The organism is Amycolatopsis keratiniphila (assembly GCF_000400635.2).
In the GTDB taxonomy this organism is placed as follows: domain Bacteria; phylum Actinomycetota; class Actinomycetes; order Mycobacteriales; family Pseudonocardiaceae; genus Amycolatopsis; species Amycolatopsis keratiniphila.
Genome location: NC_021252.1, coordinates 2,662,882 through 2,679,328, shown reverse-complemented (window position 1 = coordinate 2,679,328; position 16,447 = coordinate 2,662,882). Strand labels below are relative to the sequence as shown.

Annotated in this window: 19 protein-coding genes; 13 read left to right on the top strand and 6 right to left on the bottom strand. The window is 69.6% G+C overall.

Features of this window, described 5'->3' with window-relative positions; all coding sequences use genetic code 11:
• Positions 1–223: 223 nt before the first annotated feature.
• From AORI_RS53540 to AORI_RS53520, 5 genes are read left to right on the top strand one after another with little or no spacing between them, the layout of a single operon-like run.
• Positions 224–784 carry a hypothetical protein gene (locus AORI_RS53540; protein ID WP_016332880.1) on the top strand — a complete coding sequence of 187 codons (561 nt, stop codon included), beginning with the start codon at positions 224–226 and terminating at the stop codon, positions 782–784.
• Complete coding sequence (locus AORI_RS53535) at positions 768–1,535, top strand: DUF4142 domain-containing protein (protein ID WP_016332879.1); 768 nt, start codon at positions 768–770, stop codon at positions 1,533–1,535. The genes AORI_RS53540 and AORI_RS53535 overlap by 17 nt, the downstream gene beginning before the upstream one ends.
• Positions 1,528–2,133: a ferric reductase-like transmembrane domain-containing protein gene (locus AORI_RS53530; RefSeq protein WP_016332878.1), complete on the top strand. Its 606-nt coding sequence runs from the start codon at positions 1,528–1,530 to the stop codon at positions 2,131–2,133. The genes AORI_RS53535 and AORI_RS53530 overlap by 8 nt, the downstream gene beginning before the upstream one ends.
• Positions 2,134–2,152: 19 nt before the next feature.
• Entirely contained in the window at positions 2,153–2,389 is a 237-nt protein-coding gene (locus tag AORI_RS53525) for a ferredoxin (RefSeq protein WP_007033644.1), read from the top strand.
• Positions 2,382–3,701, top strand: coding sequence for an NAD(P)/FAD-dependent oxidoreductase (locus AORI_RS53520; protein ID WP_016332877.1), 1,320 nt, complete (start codon positions 2,382–2,384; stop codon positions 3,699–3,701). The genes AORI_RS53525 and AORI_RS53520 overlap by 8 nt, the downstream gene beginning before the upstream one ends.
• Positions 3,702–4,001: 300 nt before the next feature.
• Here AORI_RS53520 and AORI_RS53515 read toward each other — a convergent pair whose 3' ends face one another.
• Positions 4,002–4,451 carry a winged helix-turn-helix transcriptional regulator gene (locus tag AORI_RS53515; protein WP_016332876.1) on the bottom strand — a complete coding sequence of 150 codons (450 nt, stop codon included), beginning with the start codon at positions 4,449–4,451 and terminating at the stop codon, positions 4,002–4,004.
• Between the two features lie 67 nt (positions 4,452–4,518).
• On the opposite strand from AORI_RS53515, the gene AORI_RS53510 reads away from it, so the two are divergent.
• Positions 4,519–5,661 (top strand): MFS transporter, encoded by a 1,143-nt coding sequence (locus AORI_RS53510; RefSeq protein WP_016332875.1) that lies wholly within the window; start codon positions 4,519–4,521, stop codon positions 5,659–5,661.
• Here the strand turns inward: AORI_RS53510 and AORI_RS53505 are convergent.
• From AORI_RS53505 to AORI_RS53490, 4 genes are read right to left on the bottom strand one after another with little or no spacing between them, the layout of a single operon-like run.
• Complete coding sequence (locus AORI_RS53505; RefSeq protein ID WP_016332874.1) at positions 5,645–6,796, bottom strand: acetyl-CoA C-acetyltransferase; 1,152 nt, start codon at positions 6,794–6,796, stop codon at positions 5,645–5,647. The genes AORI_RS53510 and AORI_RS53505 overlap by 17 nt on opposite strands.
• A complete protein-coding gene (locus AORI_RS53500) occupies positions 6,789–7,391 on the bottom strand; it encodes a TetR/AcrR family transcriptional regulator (protein ID WP_016332873.1) in 603 nt (200 codons plus the stop codon). The genes AORI_RS53505 and AORI_RS53500 overlap by 8 nt, the downstream gene beginning before the upstream one ends.
• Before the next feature lie 7 nt (positions 7,392–7,398).
• A complete protein-coding gene (locus AORI_RS53495) occupies positions 7,399–8,166 on the bottom strand; it encodes an SDR family oxidoreductase (protein ID WP_016332872.1) in 768 nt (255 codons plus the stop codon).
• Positions 8,163–9,281, bottom strand: coding sequence for an acyl-CoA dehydrogenase family protein (locus tag AORI_RS53490; protein ID WP_016332871.1), 1,119 nt, complete (start codon positions 9,279–9,281; stop codon positions 8,163–8,165). The genes AORI_RS53495 and AORI_RS53490 overlap by 4 nt, the downstream gene beginning before the upstream one ends.
• A 72-nt stretch (positions 9,282–9,353) precedes the next feature.
• On the opposite strand from AORI_RS53490, the gene AORI_RS53485 reads away from it, so the two are divergent.
• Genes AORI_RS53485 through AORI_RS53460 form a run of 6 tightly spaced genes read left to right on the top strand, consistent with a single transcriptional unit; the run spans position 9,354 to position 15,113 of the window.
• On the top strand, positions 9,354–10,844 hold the full coding sequence (locus AORI_RS53485; protein ID WP_016332870.1) for a FadD3 family acyl-CoA ligase: 1,491 nt from the start codon (positions 9,354–9,356) through the stop codon (positions 10,842–10,844).
• Positions 10,841–11,674, top strand: coding sequence for an enoyl-CoA hydratase (locus tag AORI_RS53480; protein WP_016332869.1), 834 nt, complete (start codon positions 10,841–10,843; stop codon positions 11,672–11,674). Before AORI_RS53485 ends, AORI_RS53480 begins: the two co-directional genes overlap by 4 nt.
• Entirely contained in the window at positions 11,674–12,807 is a 1,134-nt protein-coding gene (locus AORI_RS53475) for an acyl-CoA dehydrogenase family protein (protein WP_016332868.1), read from the top strand. The genes AORI_RS53480 and AORI_RS53475 overlap by 1 nt, the downstream gene beginning before the upstream one ends.
• Positions 12,804–13,733 (top strand): acyl-CoA dehydrogenase family protein, encoded by a 930-nt coding sequence (locus tag AORI_RS53470; RefSeq protein WP_016332867.1) that lies wholly within the window; start codon positions 12,804–12,806, stop codon positions 13,731–13,733. The genes AORI_RS53475 and AORI_RS53470 overlap by 4 nt, the downstream gene beginning before the upstream one ends.
• Positions 13,730–14,701, top strand: coding sequence for an acyl-CoA dehydrogenase family protein (locus tag AORI_RS53465; RefSeq protein WP_016332866.1), 972 nt, complete (start codon positions 13,730–13,732; stop codon positions 14,699–14,701). Before AORI_RS53470 ends, AORI_RS53465 begins: the two co-directional genes overlap by 4 nt.
• Before the next feature lie 4 nt (positions 14,702–14,705).
• Positions 14,706–15,113 carry an HIT family protein gene (locus tag AORI_RS53460; RefSeq protein ID WP_016332865.1) on the top strand — a complete coding sequence of 136 codons (408 nt, stop codon included), beginning with the start codon at positions 14,706–14,708 and terminating at the stop codon, positions 15,111–15,113.
• On the opposite strand, the gene AORI_RS53455 is transcribed toward AORI_RS53460, so the two are convergent.
• A complete protein-coding gene (locus tag AORI_RS53455; protein WP_016332864.1) occupies positions 15,104–16,009 on the bottom strand; it encodes an RNA polymerase subunit sigma-70 in 906 nt (301 codons plus the stop codon). The genes AORI_RS53460 and AORI_RS53455 overlap by 10 nt on opposite strands.
• A gap of 63 nt (positions 16,010–16,072) precedes the next feature.
• Between AORI_RS53455 and AORI_RS53450 the strand changes: the two genes are divergently transcribed.
• A complete protein-coding gene (locus AORI_RS53450; RefSeq protein WP_016332863.1) occupies positions 16,073–16,444 on the top strand; it encodes a nuclear transport factor 2 family protein in 372 nt (123 codons plus the stop codon).
• Positions 16,445–16,447: the final 3 nt, after the last annotated feature.

Sequence of the window (16,447 nt, the reverse complement as noted above, 5' to 3'; positions counted from 1 at the left end):
CGGCACATCTTTGTGGGCTCAGGGGCGATAAGTCCAGAGCGAAAGTTTTTTGAACCGTTCCCTGCCCGTGACCGTATCCCCTACCGAAGACCCCGACCCGGCGCTGTCCCCCGCACCGCCGAATCCACTGTGGATCATGACTGTCCACAGTGGAATTGAACCTGCCTGCACACCATCTCCCCGCGGTGATGGCGTTCTCCTCTGCCCCGACAGGAGGATTTCCGTGAACCCCGTGTCACGCTCGGTCATACCTCTGCCCCTCATCCTGGCCGCGGTCGCGCTGACCGCCGCCTGCACCACCGGTACCGCGGGACCGAACGGCGCTCCCGGCGCGGGCTCCACCGCCGGAGCGGCGCGGATCCCGGGAATGCCCGACCCCGCGGCCGAACCCGTCCCCGGTGTCACGGCGGCGATCCTGTTCGACCTCGGGCCGATCGTCACCGACACCGGAGGCTTCACGCTTTACCGCTACGACAAGGACACGGTGAATCCGCCCAAATCGAATTGCACCGAAACCTGTGCGCGGACCTGGATTCCCGCCAAGGCCGACGCCGACCTCGTGGTGACCGGGATCGATCGCGCCCTGGTCGGCACCGTCACCAGGGACGACGGCACCGAGCAGCTCACGCTCGCGGGCTGGCCGCTCTACCGCAACGCCAAGGACACGATGCCCGGCAACACGAGCGGGCAGGGTGCCGACGACGCGTGGTTCCCCGCCAAGCCGGACGGGACGAAAGTGCTGCTCACCGCCGAGACCTGGCAGGCCGATGACCTCGGCATCTGACCTCCCCAGACCCGTCCGCCCGCTGCTCGTCCTGCTGATCGCGGCCGTGGTGAGCCTTTTCGGCCCTATCGGCGAAGCGCGTGCCCAAGAACTCTCCGCCGCGGACAAGAACCTGATCGTCAACGTCAAACTGGCCGGGCTGTGGGAAATGCCCGCCGGGATGTGGGCGCAGGAACGCGGGAAGAGCAAGCGGACCCGGGAAGTCGGCCGGACACTGATGATCGACCACGGCAGGCTCGACACCGCGACGCACGCCATCGCCGACCGGTTCGGCATCGCCCTGCCCGCCGAGCCGTCGGATCAGCAGTCCGCGTGGCTCGGCGAGATGAAGGCCGCCCGCGACGACACCGAGTTCGACCGGATCTTCGCCAACCGGCTCCGGTACGCGCACGGCGTGCTGTTCCCCGTCATCGCGCAGGTCAGGGCCGGTACCCGCAACGACGTCGTCCGCGATTACGCCACCACGGCCAACCAGGCGGTGCTGCGGCATATGACGCTGCTGGAGAGCACCGGCGTCGTCGACCAGTCGCTGATGCCGGAGGCGCCGGTGCCGCAGTCGAATTCGGCCAACGCCGCGATGGACGTCGGTTTCGGCGAGTTCGCGCTCGGCCTGCTGCTCGCGGTGGTGCTCGGCGGCGGACTGTTCCTCGCCCTGCGGGCCCTGCGCGGCAAGAACACCCGGACCCGCGACCGCGCGGCCGCCCCCGAACCGGATCCGGTTCCCAGTGCCCCAGGAGAGATCAATGTATGACCAGTGGTCCGAGGTGGTGATCGTGCTGACCCAGAAGGCGGACACCGACCCCGGCGTCAAGGGCATGGCGCAGACCTCGGCCCGGATCGCCTACGGCTTCATGTGCCTCACCCTCTGCTGGGGCGTGCTCACCGCGACCGGCTGGATCAAGTCGCTGACCGGGCGGAAGGCGCTGCGCAACTCGCATATGGTGCTCGGCATCCTGACGCTGTCGTTCGGCGTCGTGCACGCGATGTCGTTCCTGTTCCTGCCCGACGGTTTCACCCTGGCGCAGGTCACCATCCCGCTCCTGCCCGGCACCTTGGCGCGGCACGAACTCGGCGTCGTCGGGCTCGAGGTCATGATCGCCGTCGCGCTGACCGGCGGGATCAGCCGGTTCAGTTCCTATCGCCGCTTTCTGTGGATCCACCGCCTCGCCTATCCGGCGGTCGGGATCACCGCGCTGCACTCGTTCTTCGGCGCCATGGCCAACGGGCATCTCGGCCTGCTGTGGTTCGGCGGGATCACGCTGCTGGTCCCCGTGGTGCTGCTGACCGCGCTGCGGTTCACGCCGACCCGGTACCTGGAACGGCTGGGCCTGGTCGAAGAGCTGGTCTGAAGACTTGGAGAGACGAAAGATGATCTTCGGAAGCATACGGCGTGGCACCCGCGTCAGCGTCGACAACGAGCGGTGCGAGATCTTCGGCTTCTGCGAGATGGAGGCGCCGTCGACGTTCAAGATCGGGCCGGACGGCAAGCTCCGCATCCGCCGCATGGTCGACCGGGACGGACTGGACCAGGCCATCTCCGCCGCGCGGCTCTGCCCGAAACAAGCCATCAGAGTCAAGGGAGAAGGAGCGTACGACGATGAGTGACGGAGATCGGATCGTCATCGTCGGCGCGGGCGTCGCCGGGCTCCGCTCCGCGGAACGGTTGCGGGAGCTCGGTTTCGACGGCGAGATCGTGCTGGTCGGCGACGAGCCCCGGAAGCCGTACCACCGGCCGATGGTGTCGAAGGAGCTCATCACCGGCGGGGTGAAACCGGTCGCCGCGAGCCTGGAGCCCTACGTCGACCTGGACGTCCACTGGCGGCTCGGCACCCGCGCGACCTGGCTGGACAGCAAGGAGCGCACGGTGCACCTGCCGGGCGGGGAATCCCTGTGGTACGACGGGCTGATCATCGCGACCGGGGTGTATCCCCGGCATCTCCCCGGCTCGCCGCGCCACGACCCCCGGGTCCGGGTGCTGCGCACCGTGGAGGATTCACTGGCCGTCCGGCGGGCTTTGGGCAACAGCAGCAAATCCGTCGTGGTGATCGGCAGCGGCCTGATCGGGAACGAGTTCGCCGCGTCGATGCGGTACATGGGCCGCGACGTCACGCTCATCGGCCACGCGAAGGCGCCTTTGCACCGCTTCGGGGAGCGGATCGCGTCGGCGCTCACCAAGGAGCATCAGCACCATCGCGCCAAGCTGGCGATGAACACCGAGGTGCGGAACTGGATCAGCACCAAGGAGACGGTCGGGCTGCACCTGACCAACAATCAGTTCCTGGTGGCCAGTTGCGTGGTGCTTTCGATCGGCAGCGTGCCGGCCGTGGACTGGCTGCGCGGGTCGGAGCTGACCATCGACGACGGCGTCCTGTGCGAAGCGACGCTGTTCGCCACCGGGGCGGAGGACGTCGTGGTCGCCGGTGACGTCGCGAAATGGCCGAACCTGCGGATCGACGAGACCCCGCGGCGGGTCGAGCACTGGATGAACGGCGTCGAATCCGGGCGCGCGGCGGCGGAAAGCCTGATGCTGGGCCGGGGCAACGCGCGGCCGTACACGCCGCTCCCCCGCGCCTGGTCCTCCCTCTACGACGCGCGGTTGCAGACCGTCGGGATGCCGTCGCTGGGCAAGGACACGATCGAACTTTCCGACGGGGTCACCGGTTTCGTCCGCGACGGCAGGCTGATCGGCGCCGCGGGCTGGGACCGGCCGAAGGCGATGATCCACTGGACCGCCGAACTCGAGCGGCGGCTTCCGGTGCCCGAGCCGGTGTTCCCCGCGCCCGTTCCTTCGCCGGCGGACACGCCGATCGGGGAGGACATCCTCGCCCCGTTCGAGCGGGACTTCCTGTCCGAGACCCCGACCGAAGCCGTTCCGGCGCCGGAAAGGATGCCCTGGGCTCGCGTTCCCGCCGGGTGACCCGGGAGCGCGAACGGACCGGGGCCGCGCGCGGCGGCCGCGGTCCCCTCAGGTGGCGGTGGGCAGCTGGGCCTCCGCACCCACCGCCACCCCCTGGGGACGCCGGGAGGTATCCGGCCCGACGGTGATTCGGGCTCCGTCGGGTACCGCCTCCGGGCTCCCCGTCTCCGGTCGGGGCCCTTCCAGGCTTGACTCACCTGGGAGGGCCCCGATCTACGGCGGCCGAAGGGGACTTTCCCCTCATTACACGCAGCGAAGGGCGCTTTCCCCGCATCGCATGCGGGGAAAGTCCCCTTCAGCTCACGAGGACGGCTTCACGACGACGGTGTCGTCCGGCCCGACCACACGCCCGTCCGCGGCCCGGATCTCCAGGCCCCGCAACGGAAGCCCGCCGTCGCGGTCCACCAGTTCCGACCGCGCCTCCCCGTCGGCGAAGAAGTGCGCCTCGCCCCATTGCCGCAGCGCGACGATCACCGGGAACAGGTCTCGTCCCTTCGGCGTCAGGACGTACTCGCTGTACGTGCTGCCGTCCGAAGCCGGGACCACTTCGAGCACGCCGTGCCCGACGAGCGCCCGCAGCCGGGCGGACAGGATGTTCTTCGCGACGCCCAGGCTGCGCTGGAACTCCCCGAAGCGGCGCACCCCGTCGAAGGCGTCGCGCACGATCAGGAGCGACCACCAGTCGCCGATCGTGTCGACCGAGCGCGCCACCGGGCAGGAGGCGTCGTCGAACGTCGTCCGCTTGACCATGGTTGCATCTTACAACCGCAGTGCCCTAACGTCATTCGGTAGCAACTTGAAACCACCTGGAGGGTCTGTGCATCGCGGTGTCGTCCTGTTGTTCGCCGTGGCCGCCGGGACGGCCGTCGCCACGATCTACTTCGCCCAGCCGTTGCTCGTCACCATGGGCGAAGAGCTCGGTATCGTCTCCTCGACCGTGGGCGGCATCGTCACGCTCACGCAGTTCGGCTACGGCCTCGGCCTGTTCTTCCTGGTCCCGCTCGGTGACCTGCTCGACCGGCGGCGGCTGGTCGCCGGCCTGCTGACGCTGCTGGCGATCGCCGAACTGGTCGCCGCGACCGCCGTGAACGGCTTGACGCTGTTCGCCGGGATGGCGGCGATCGGCGTGCTCGCGGTGGTCACGCAGCTTCTGGTCGCGTTCGCCGCGTCGCTCGCGGACCCCGGCGAACGCGGGCGCGTGGTCGGTCTCGTGACGACCGGCGTCGTCCTCGGGATCCTGCTCGCGCGCACCGTGTCCGGCACACTGGCCGACCTCGCCGGCTGGCGCGCGGTGTACGTCGTGTCCGCCGCGGTGACGGTGGTGATCGCGATCGTGCTGTATCGCATCCTTCCCGCCACGGCCCCGGGCGAGACCATGAACTACGGGCGGCTGCTGCGGTCCACGTTGTCCCTCTTCGCCGAGGAGCCCGTCTTCCGGACACGCGGAATGCTGGCGTTGCTGATCTTCGCCGCGTTCGGCACGTTGTGGAGCTCGGTCGCCTTGCCGCTCAGTGAAGACGGCCTGTCGCACACCGCCATCGGCGCGTTCGGGCTGGCCGGGGCCGCGGGCGCGCTGGCGGCGGCACCCGCGGGACGGCTCGCCGATCGCGGCCGGGCGCGGTCGACGACCGGGCTCGCCCTCGGCCTGCTCCTGTTTTCCTGGGTACCGCTGGGTTTCACCCGCTCGTCACTGTGGGCGCTGGTGGTGGGCGCGATCCTGCTCGACCTCGCCGTCCAGGCCGTGCACGTCACGAGCCAGACCCTGATCTACCCGCTCCGGCCGGACGCCGGAAGCAGGCTGATCGGCGGGTACATGATCTTTTACTCGGTCGGCAGCGGCCTGGGCGCCATCGGTTCGACTGCCGTCTACGCCGTCGCCGGCTGGACTGGCGTCTGCCTGCTCGGCGCGCTGTTCAGCGCGTCGGCACTCGCCGTGTGGGGTGTCAAAGCCGCTCGATGATGGTGACGTTCGCCGTGCCGCCGCCCTCGCACATCGTCTGCAACCCGTAGCGGCCGCCCCGCCGTTCGAGTTCGTGCAGCAGGGTCGCGAACAGTTTCGTCCCGGTCGCCCCGATGGGATGACCGAGCGCGATCCCGCCGCCGTTGACGTTGACGCGGTCCGGATCGGCGCCCGTTTCTTCGATCCACGCCAGGACGACACTCGCGAACGCCTCGTTGACCTCGAACAGGTCGATGTCGTCGATGCCCAGCCCGGTCTTCCGCAGCGCGTGCGCGGTCGCCGGGATGGGCCCGGTCAGCATCCACACCGGATCGGCCGCCCGCACGGAAAGGTGGTGGATCCTGGCGCGCGGGGTGAGCCCGTGGTCCTCGACGAACTTCTCCGACGCGATGAGTGCCGCGCTGGCGCCGTCCGAGATCTGGCTGGCCACGGCCGCGGTGATGCGCGAACCCTCGCTCAGCGGTTTGAGCCCGGCCATCCGTTCCATGCTGGTGTCGCGCCTGGGCCCCTCGTCCAGGGCGGCACCGGCGAACGGAGTGATCTCGGCGGCGAAACGGCCTTCGTCGATGGCCGCGATCGCACGCTGATGGCTGCGGAAGGCGAACTCCTCCATCGCCTCGCGGGTCAGGCCCCAGTGTTCGGCGATCATGTCGGCACTGCGGAACTGCGAGACCTCGACGCTGCCGTACCGTTCCTGCCAGCCCTTCGAGCCGGAGAACGGGTCTTCGAAGCCGTACTCGCGCCCGGCCAGCATCGCCGCGCTGATCGGGATGGCGCTCATGTTCTGCACGCCGCCGGCGAGGACGAGGTCCATCGTCCCGGACAGCACCGCCTGCGCGGCGAAGTGGACGGCCTGCTGGCTCGAACCGCACTGCCGGTCGATCGTCACACCCGGCACGTGGTGGCCGAAACCCGCGGCGAGCCACGCCGTGCGCGCGATGTTCCCGGACTGTGGGCCGAGCGTGTCGCAACAGCCGAGGATGACGTCGTCGACCAGGTCGGCCTCGACGCCCGCTCGTTCGACGACGGCCTGGATGACGTGGGCGCCGAGGTCGGCGGAATGGACACCGCTGAGCGCTCCCCCGCGTTTGCCGACCGGGGTCCGGACCGCGTCCAGGACATAAGCTTCAGCCACGTCGCCTCCTCTTCGTCGCGATGCCGTCCAGCAGGATCCCGAGGTATTGCTGCGCGACGTCGTCCGCGCTGAGCGTGCCGCCGGGGTTGTACCAGCGCACCGCCACCCAGACGGTGTCGCGGATGAACCGGTAGGTGAGTTCGACGTCGAGGTCCTCGCGGAACACGCCGGCCGCGATGCCGTCGGTGAGGATCCCGTTCCACAGTTTGCGGAATTCGGTGTTGCGGTCGTTGAGGTAGCCGAACCTCGGCAGCTGCATGAGGTGCTTCGCCTCGGATTGGTAGATCGCCACCTCGGCCGGCCGCCGGTGAATGGATTCGAACGACGCCACGACGACGGCTTCGAGGGTTTCCCGCGGGCCTTTCCCTTCCGCGACGATCTCGGCGTAGGCGCCGAACAGTTCGTCGAGGAAGCCGGTGAGGATCTCGTCGGCCATCGACTCCTTCGAGTCGAAATGGTGGTAGAGGCTGCCGGAAAGGATGCCCGCCGCGTCCGCGATGTCCCGCACGGTGGTGGAGACGTACCCGCGCTCGGCGAACAGCTTCGCCGCCAGGGCGAGCAGTTCGGCGCGGCGGGACCCTGGGCTGGCTTTCATCGCTACCTCACGCATGCTGGGAACTCACGGACACGACCTCGCCGGTGAGGTACGACGAGTACTCACTGGCGAGGAACACCATCACATTCGCCACTTCCCAGGGTTCCGCCGCCCTCCCCGAGACCTCGCGCGCGGTGAGTTCGGTCAGCAGTTCCTCGCTGGTCACCTTGGCCAGGAACGGATGCATCGCCAGGCTCGGCGCGACCGCGTTGACCCGGATGCCGTGTTCGGCGACGTCGACGGCCGAACACCGGGTGAGCGCCATGACGCCCGCCTTCGCGGCCGCGTAGTGGGCCTGCCCGGCCTGCGCGCGCCAGCCGATCACCGACGCGTTGTTGACGATCACCCCGCCGTCGCCTTGGGCGATGAACCGCTTCACCGCGGCCCTGGTCGCGCGGAACGTACCGTTGAGGGTCACGTCGACGACCCGCGCCCATTCGTCGTCGGTCATGTCCACAATGGACTTGGTACCGCCGAGCCCGGCGTTGTTGATGAGCACATCGATCCGGCCGTAGTGCGCGGCGGCGCCGTCGATGAGCGCCTGTACCTGATCTTCCTGCGTGACATCGCAAGGGATCGCGTGGACGTCACCGAGCTCGGCGGCCTTCTCGCCCAGCCGTCGCTCGTGCCAGTCGCTGATCACGACGCGCGCACCTTCCTCCAGCGCGCGTTTCGCCACCGCGGAACCGATCCCGGTGCCGGCCGCCGCCGTCACCACGACCACCTTGTCCCGCAGGAGATTCGCCCCCTCGGGGTACTTCGGCACCGGGATCACGGACGTACCTCCCTTGGCAGGCCGAGCACCCGCTCGGCGATGACGTTGCGCTGGATCTCGTTGGAGCCGCCGTAGATCGTGTCCGCGCGCGTGAAGAGGAAGAGCCGCTGCCAGGCGTCGAGCCCGTCTTCCGCGACCATTCCCCGCGCGCCGCGGACGAGCATCGCGAGCTCTCCAAGGTCACGATGCCAGTTCGCCCAGACCAGTTTGGACACTTCGGCCACGCCCGGCGACGAGTCGCCCAGAGTGCGGATCGCCTGCGCCCGCATGACCTCCAGGCCCACCCAGGCGCGGTCGATCCGTTCGGCGATCACCTGATCGTCCGGCGCGATCCTGGTGAGTTCCTCGAGTTCCCGGCGGAAGCCGACCTGCTGCCCGAGCGTCGCGACACCACGCTCGAAGGCGAGGGTGCCCATCGCCACGCGCCAGCCGTCGCCGGGTTCGCCGACCACGAGGTCCTTCGCCGTCCGCGCGCCGTCGAAGAAGACTTCGTTGAACTCCGAAGTCCCGGTGAGCTGCTGGATCGGCCGGACCTCGACGCCGGGCTGGTTCATCGGGACGAGCAAATAGGACAGTCCTTTGTGGCGTTTCGAGCCGGGCTCGGTGCGGGCGAGGACGAAGCACCAGTCGGCGACGTGCGCGAGGGACGTCCACACCTTCTGGCCGTTCAGCACCCACTCGTCGCCTTCGAGGGTCGCCGTGGTCGCCACGGCGGCGAGATCGGAACCCGCGCCGGGTTCGGAATACCCTTGGCACCACAGTTCTTCGACGGCCACGATCGGCGGAAGGAACCGCTTCCGCTGCTCCGGCGTGCCGAACGCGATCAGGGTGGGGCCGAGGAGTTCTTGGGCCAGATGACTGACCCGCGCCGGCGCGTTCGCTCGCGCGTACTCCTCGTGGAAGACGACCTGCTGGTCGAGCGTCGCGCCCTGTCCGCCGTGCTCGACCGGCCAGCCGACGCAGGTCCAGCCCGCCGCCGCGAGCCGCCGCTCCCACTCCACGCGTTCGCCGAAGGCCTCGTGCTCCCGCCCCGGACCGCCCAAGCCGCGCAGTTCCGGCGGCAGGTTCTCCGCCAGCCAGGTGCGCACACGGTCACGGAAACCGTCCTGAGCCACGCCTGCCTCCTCTAGCCAAACCAGAGCCTGCTGCGTAGGCTACCCTACCAAGCACTTGCTAGGGAGACTTCGATGACTGAAGGAACCATCCCGGCGGCGCTCGACAGGGCCGCGGAGCGCTTCGCCGGCCGGGAAGCGCTGGTCGACGGCGAAATCCGGCTCACCTATGCCGAACTCGCCCGCCGGGTGCGGCAGGCCGCGCGGTTCTTCGAGGGCCACGAACGGGTCGCGATCTGTTCCCCCAACACCTGGCATTGGGTCGTCGCCGGGCTCGGCGCGTTGTACGCCGGTGCGACGCTGATCCCGGTCAACACCCGCTTCACCGCGCGCGAGACCATCGACGTCCTCGAGCGCGCGAAGGTCTCCGCGCTGGCGATCACCGGCACGTTCCTCGGCACCGACCGGCTGGCGGACCTCGGCTCCTCGCGCCCGGGCACCGTGGTGCGCATCCCCGTCGAGGGCGTCGAAGACCCCGTCGACGGCGTCACCGAATGGGACGCGCTCGCCGATCTCGACAGTGATCTCGTCAGCCCCGCGCGCCCCGGCGACGTCAGCGACATCCTGTTCACCTCCGGGACCACCGGCCGCAGCAAGGGCGCGATGAGCAGCCACCGGCAGGCGCTGAGCGTCGCCGAAGCCTGGGCCGAGTGCGGCGGGCTGGCCGAAGAGGACCGGTACCTCGTGATCAACCCGTTCTTCCACAGCTTCGGCTACAAGGCGGGAATCCTCGCCGCCGTGCTGCGGGGCGCGACCCTGCTGCCCCAGCGCACCTTCGACGTCCGGGAGACCTTGCGGCTCATCGAAACCGAGCGGATCACCGTGCTGCCCGGCGCGCCCACGATCTACCAGGTCCTGCTGGAGGCGCCCGAACGCGGGAACCACGACCTCTCCAGCCTCCGGCTCGCGGTCACCGGCGCCGCCACCGTGCCGGTCACGCTCGTCGAGCGGATGCGGACGGACCTGGACATCGACACGGTGCTCACCGCGTACGGCCTCACCGAAGCGGTGGTGGCCACGATGTCCCGCCCCGAAGACGACGTCGAACTGGTGGCGAACTTCTCCGGCCGCGCGACGGCCGGCTTCGAGGTGAAACTCGGCGAGCACGACGAAGTCCTGCTGCGCGGGCCGAACGTGATGCTGGGCTACCTCGACGATCCGGACGCCACTGCGAAGGCCGTCGACGCCGACGGTTGGCTGCACACCGGCGATGTCGGCGTGCTGAACGAACGCGGGTATCTGAAGATCGTCGACCGGATCAAGGACATGTACGTCTGCGGTGGGTTCAACGTCTACCCGGCCGAGGTCGAGCAGGTGCTGAGCCGCCTGGCCGGGGTCGCCGAAGCCGCCGTCGTCGGTGTGCCGGACGAACGGCTCGGCGAGGTCGGCAAGGCCTTCATCCGGCTCGCCCCCGGCGCTTCACTGTCCACAGAGGACGTACTGACGTACTGCGAAGGCCAGTTGGCCAACTACAAGACACCTCGATTTGTCGACTTCGTGGCGGAGCTTCCGCGAAATCCGTCGGGGAAGATCCTGAAACGCGTGTTGCGGGAGGAGAACGGATGACCGTCGAGTACGAGCGGCGCGGGCCGGTGGCCGTCGTCACGATGAACCGGCCGGAGTACCGGAACGCGCAGAACTCGGCGATGACCTACGCGCTCGACGCCGCGTTCACCCGCGCCGTCGACGATCCCGAGGTCAAGGTGATCGTGCTGGCCGGGGCGGGTAAGCATTTCTCCGCGGGGCACGACATCGGGACACCGGAACGCGACGTCGACGTCTCGTTCGAGCGCAAAGCGGTGCTGTGGTGGGACCACGTCGGTGCCGAGGGCGGTGATCAGCGGTTCGCCCGCGAGTCCGAGGTCTACCTCGGCATGTGCCGCCGGTGGCGCGAGATCCCGAAGCCGACCATCGCGAGTGTGCAGGGCGCGTGCATCGCGGGGGCGCTGATGCTGGCGTGGGTATGCGACATGATCGTGGCCTCCGACGACGCGTTCTTCGCCGATCCCGTGGTGCGGATGGGAATTCCCGGTGTCGAGTATTTCGCGCACCCCTGGGTCCTCGGTCCACGCGCGGCCAAAGAGGTGCTGTTCACCGGTGAACGCTTCACGGCGCAGCAGGCCAAGGAATGGGGCATGCTGAACCGCGTCGTCCCCCGTGCCGACCTCGAAACCGAGACGATGGCGCTGGCGGAGAAGATCGCGGTGATGCCAAGGATGGGGCTCGCGCTCGCCAAGAAGGCCGTCAACCAGGCGGAGGATCTGATGGGACTCCGGTCCGGAATGGACTCCGTGTTCGGGCTGCATCACTTCGCGCACGCGCACAACGCCGAGATCTCCGGCGGCGACTCGCTGGGCGGGCAGGACGCGCGCTCGATGCGGGACGCGAGTTCGTGATGGACCTCGAACTGGACGAGCGGACACTCGCCTTCCGCGACGAAGCCCGTGCCTGGCTCGCCGCGAACGTTCCCGCCGAGCCGCTGAAGTCGTTCGACACCGCCGAGGGATTCGCTCAGCACCGCGAGTGGGAATCCCGGCTGGCCGACGCCCGCTGGTCGGTCGTCTCGTGGCCGCGTGAATTCGGCGGGCGGGACGCGAGCCTCCTGGAGTGGGTGCTGTTCGAGGAGGAGTACTACGCGGCGGCGGCGCCGTCGCGGGTCAACCAGAACGGCATCTTCATGCTCGCGCCGACGTTGTTCTCCCATGGCACGGAAGAACAGCAGGCCCGGATACTGCCGAAGATGGCGCGTTCGGAGGAGGTCTGGGCGCAGGCTTGGTCGGAACCCGAGGCGGGCAGCGACATCGCCGCGCTCCGGAGCACCGCGGTCCGCTGCGACGGCGGCTGGCGGGTGAGCGGGCAGAAGACGTGGAGCTCGCGGGCGGCGTTCGCCGATCGCGCGTTCGGCCTGTTCCGCAGCGACCCGGATTCGGCACGGCACAAGGGACTCACCTATCTGATGGTGGATCTGCGGGCCGAAGGCGTCACCGTGCGGCCGATCCCGCAGCTGGACGGCGAACCGGGGTTCGCCGAGATCTTCTTCGACGACGTCTTCGTCCCCGACGAGGACGTGATCGGCGCGCCGGGCGAGGGCTGGCGGGTCGCGATGACCACGGCGAACAACGAACGCGGCCTCTCCCTGCGCAGCCCCGGCCGGTTCCTCGCCGCGGCCGACCGGCTGGTCTCGCTCTGGCAAGAGGCGGGTCGTCCCGCGCACACCGCGGACCGGGTCGCCGACGCGTGGATCGGCGCGCGGGCCTACCAGCTGTACACCCTGGGCACGGTCACCCGGCTCGCCGGCGGCGCCGAACTCGGCCCGGAATCGAGTGTCAACAAGCTGTTCTGGTCTCATCTCGACGTCACCCTCCACGAAACCGCGCTCGACATCCTCGGCCCGGACGCCGAACTGCGGGGCGGCTGGAGCGATGGCTGGCTGTTCTCCCTCGCGGGACCGATCTACGGCGGGACCGACCAGATCCAGCGGTCCATCGTCGCCGAACGGTTGCTCGGCCTGCCGAAGGGGGCTCGATGAGGTTCGCACTCTCCGGTGAGCAGGAGCAGTTCGCCCGCAGCCTGCACGATCTTCTGTCCGGTGTGGACACCGACTCGGCCAACCGCGCGTGGGCGGCGGGTGATCCCGGGCCCGGGCTCAAGATCTGGCGGCGTCTGGCGGAACTGGGCGTGACCGCGCTGGCGGTCCCCGAGAAGTACGACGGGCTCGGCGCCACGCCGGTGGATCTGGCCGTCGGCTTCGAACGGCTCGGCTACCACTGTGCTCCCGGGCCGTGGACCGACACCGTGGCCGTGCTGCCGTCCTTGCTGGACGACGAGCTGCTGACTTCGGTCGCGTCCGGTGAGACACTGGCGTCGGTCGCCTACGCGCCACATGTGCCGTACGCCTTGGATTCCGATGTCGCGGACGCTCGTTTGGCGGTCGAGAACGGCAGGCTGCGCGCGTTCACGCCCGGCTCAGTCCTGTCCTCTGTGGACGGTTCACGACGGCTGTTCCCGCCGATGACCGGCGACGATCTCGGCACGGCGCTCGACGCGGACCGCGCGTTCGAACTGGGCTGTCTCGCCACCGCCGCGCAGCTCCTCGGCACGGGACGGTGGCTGCTCGACACGTCGGTCGCCTATGCGTCGCAACGCAAGCAGTACGGCCGCGAGATCGGCGGGTACCAGGCGGTCAAACATCTGCTCGCCGATGTGGCGACCGCGCTCACGCTGGCGGAGCCGCTGCTGTTCGGCGCCGCGGTCACCCTGGACCGGCGCGACGTCTCCGCGGCCAAGGTGGCGTGCGGCGATGCCGCGCACCTCGCCGCCCGGACGGGGCTGCAGGTGCACGGCGCGATCGGCTACACCGCGGAGCACGCGCTCGGCCTGCGGCTGACCAGGGTCCGCGCGCTGACCGGCGCCTGGGGTACGCCGCGGTTCCACCGGGAGCGGGTGCTGTCATGACGTTCACCGCCGAACAGGACGCGCTACGGGACAGCGTCCGGAAACTGCTGGACCGGGAAGCGGATCCCTGGCCGGAACTGTGCGAGCAGATCGGCGTGGCGGCACTGGCCGTGCCCGAGCGGTTCGGCGGGCTCGGCGCCGGGACGGCGGAACTGCAGGTGGTCGCCGAAGAACTGGGCCGGGTGCTCGCCGACGTCCCGTTCCTCGGTTCGGCCGTGCTCGCCGTGCACGCCCTCCTGGCCACGGGCAACGACGAAGCCTGTGAGCGTCTGCTCCCCCGCCTCGCCGAAGGCACCGTCGGCGCGGTGGCCTGGACCGACGCCGACGGCCGGTGGGACACGCCTGCTTGCCATGCCGTCGGCTCCGCGGTGGAGGGCGAGGCGCACTACGTCCTCCACGGCGACGCGGCCGAGATCCTGCTGGTCGTGGCCGACGGCTCGCTGTACGAGGTCTCCGATGCGCGGCATGTGCGGACTCCGACCATGGACGAAACGCGTCGGCTGGCCCGTGTGAGCTTCGAGCACGCTCCCGCCCGGCTGCTCGGTCCCGTCGACCTCGGCGCGCTGCGGGACGTCGCGTGTGCCGTCCTGGCCGCCGAGCAGGCCGGTGCCGCGGCGCGGGCGTTCGAACTGACGGTGGAGTACAGCAAGCAGCGGCACCAGTTCGGCAGGCCGATCGGCGGGTTCCAGGCGCTGAAGCATCGGATGGCGGACCTCCACGTGCTGGTGGAAACCGCGCGTTCGGCGGCCTACGCGGCTCCGGAGTCGAGCAGGCTGGCGGCGGTGGCGAAGGTGCATTGTTCGGAGGCGCTGGCGACGGTGGCGGGCGAGATGATCCAGCTGCACGGCGGGATCGCGATCACCTGGGAGCATCCGGCGCATCGGTATTTCAAGCGGGCGCATGGCGCGGCGCGGTTGTTCGGCTCGCCTGGAGACCACCTCGGGCGGGTGCGGCCGCCGTTATCGTGAGCCGGTGGAGTGCGCGATCTGTGCCAAGCACCGTGGTGAAGGCCCGCTGGTGGGGCCGGTCGTCTGGGCCGATGACGTGGTCGTGGTGTCGCACCGTCCCGGCGAGTTCCCCGGGTACCTGTTCGTGGAGACCCGGCGGCACGTCGCGGCGCTGGACGGACTGACCGCGGACGAGGTGGCGGCGGTGTCGCAGGCGGCCTGGTGCGCGGCTCGCGGCCTGCGGGCGGAGCTGGCTCCGGAGCACGTGTTCTCCGCCATCGCCGGGCGGAGCGTCGCGCATTTCCATCAGCACGTTTTCGTGCGGTACCGGGGAACGCCCTCGGAGATCGGGTGGATGGACGGTCCCTCGTCGACGGGCGCGCCGGTCGTCGACATCGGCGCGCTCTGCCGTCGCCTGGCTGACTACTTCTGATCCAGGAACCGGGTGATGGCGCGGATGCGATCACCGTCGAGGGTGAGGACCATCAGCCCGGCCGGTGTCTCACCGTGACGGCAGCGGAAGGCGGGCTGGTTGTTCGCCCGCGTCGGCGTCATGGTGAAACGCTCCACGGGAACGGCCATGGTGACGCGGAGGAAGCCCGCGATCGCTTCGCGGCCGTGGTACTCGTGCGGTGCCGGCGGCATGGCGAGCCAGGCGTCGTCGGTGAGCAGGCCGAGGACGCCGTCGAGGTCGCCCGCGGTGAAGGCGTCGGCGAATCGCCTGGTCAGCTCGCGTTCGCCGGGTGACGGCCGGTGCCCGGCGCGGTCGCGATGCTTGTCGAGTGAGGCGCGGGCGCGCTGAAGGATGCCTTTGACCGCCGTCTCGGTGGTGCCGAGCATGCTCGCGACCTCGCCGGCGGGGAAGCACAGGACGTCGCGCAGGACGAGCACGGCGGCCTGCCTCGGCGGGAGAAGCTGGAGGCCAGTGATGAAGGCGAGTTCGATCGCCTCCTTGGTGCTGTAGCGCGCTTCGGGACCGGGTTCGCTGTCGGCGAGTTCGTCCGGATACGGCTGCAACCAGGTCACTTCACCGCGACGGCTCGGTTCCGGCGGGTCGAACGGCGGCACCGGCTCCGGCGGGCGACGGCGGCCCGCGTCCCTCAGGGCGTTGAGGCAGCGGTTGGTGGCGATGCGGTACAGCCAGGTGCGCAGCGACGAGCGCCCCTCGAAGCCGTCGAGGCCCCGCCAAGCGGCCAAGAGCGTCTCCTGGACGGCGTCCTCGGCGTCGGTGAGGGAGCCGAGGATCCGGTAGCAGTGCAGGTGGAGCTCGTGCCGGTACGTCTCGGCGAGCTCGCGAAACGACTGCTCGTCCGTTGCCCTGATGCTCACAGACCGTTCCTTTCGCGGCGGGGGTGGTGTCTGACCGGGTGAAGACCGACGAAAGGAACCATCATGACCAGTCCCGCCTTGGATGTCGCGCTCTCCTACCACCACGCGTGGACGGGCAAGGACTTCGAGAAGGCGATGACCTACGTCGCCGACGACATCGTCTGCCACACACCCGGCGGACCGCTTTCCGGTGCGGAGGCGTTTCGCGGGTTCATGGGCCCGTTCACCGAGATCCTGACCGGCTCGACCCTGCTTTCGGCATTCGGGGACGAGACGACGGCGTTGCTGATGTACGACACCGCCACCCTGCCGGTGGCGAGCGCGCCTGGAGCCGAGTTGCTGACGGTGCTTGCGGGGAAGATCGTGGAGTTGCGGATCGTTTTCGACCGGGCTCCTTTCGAAGCGGCTCGGGCGGCTGCTGCTGCTGGGGCTTAGGGG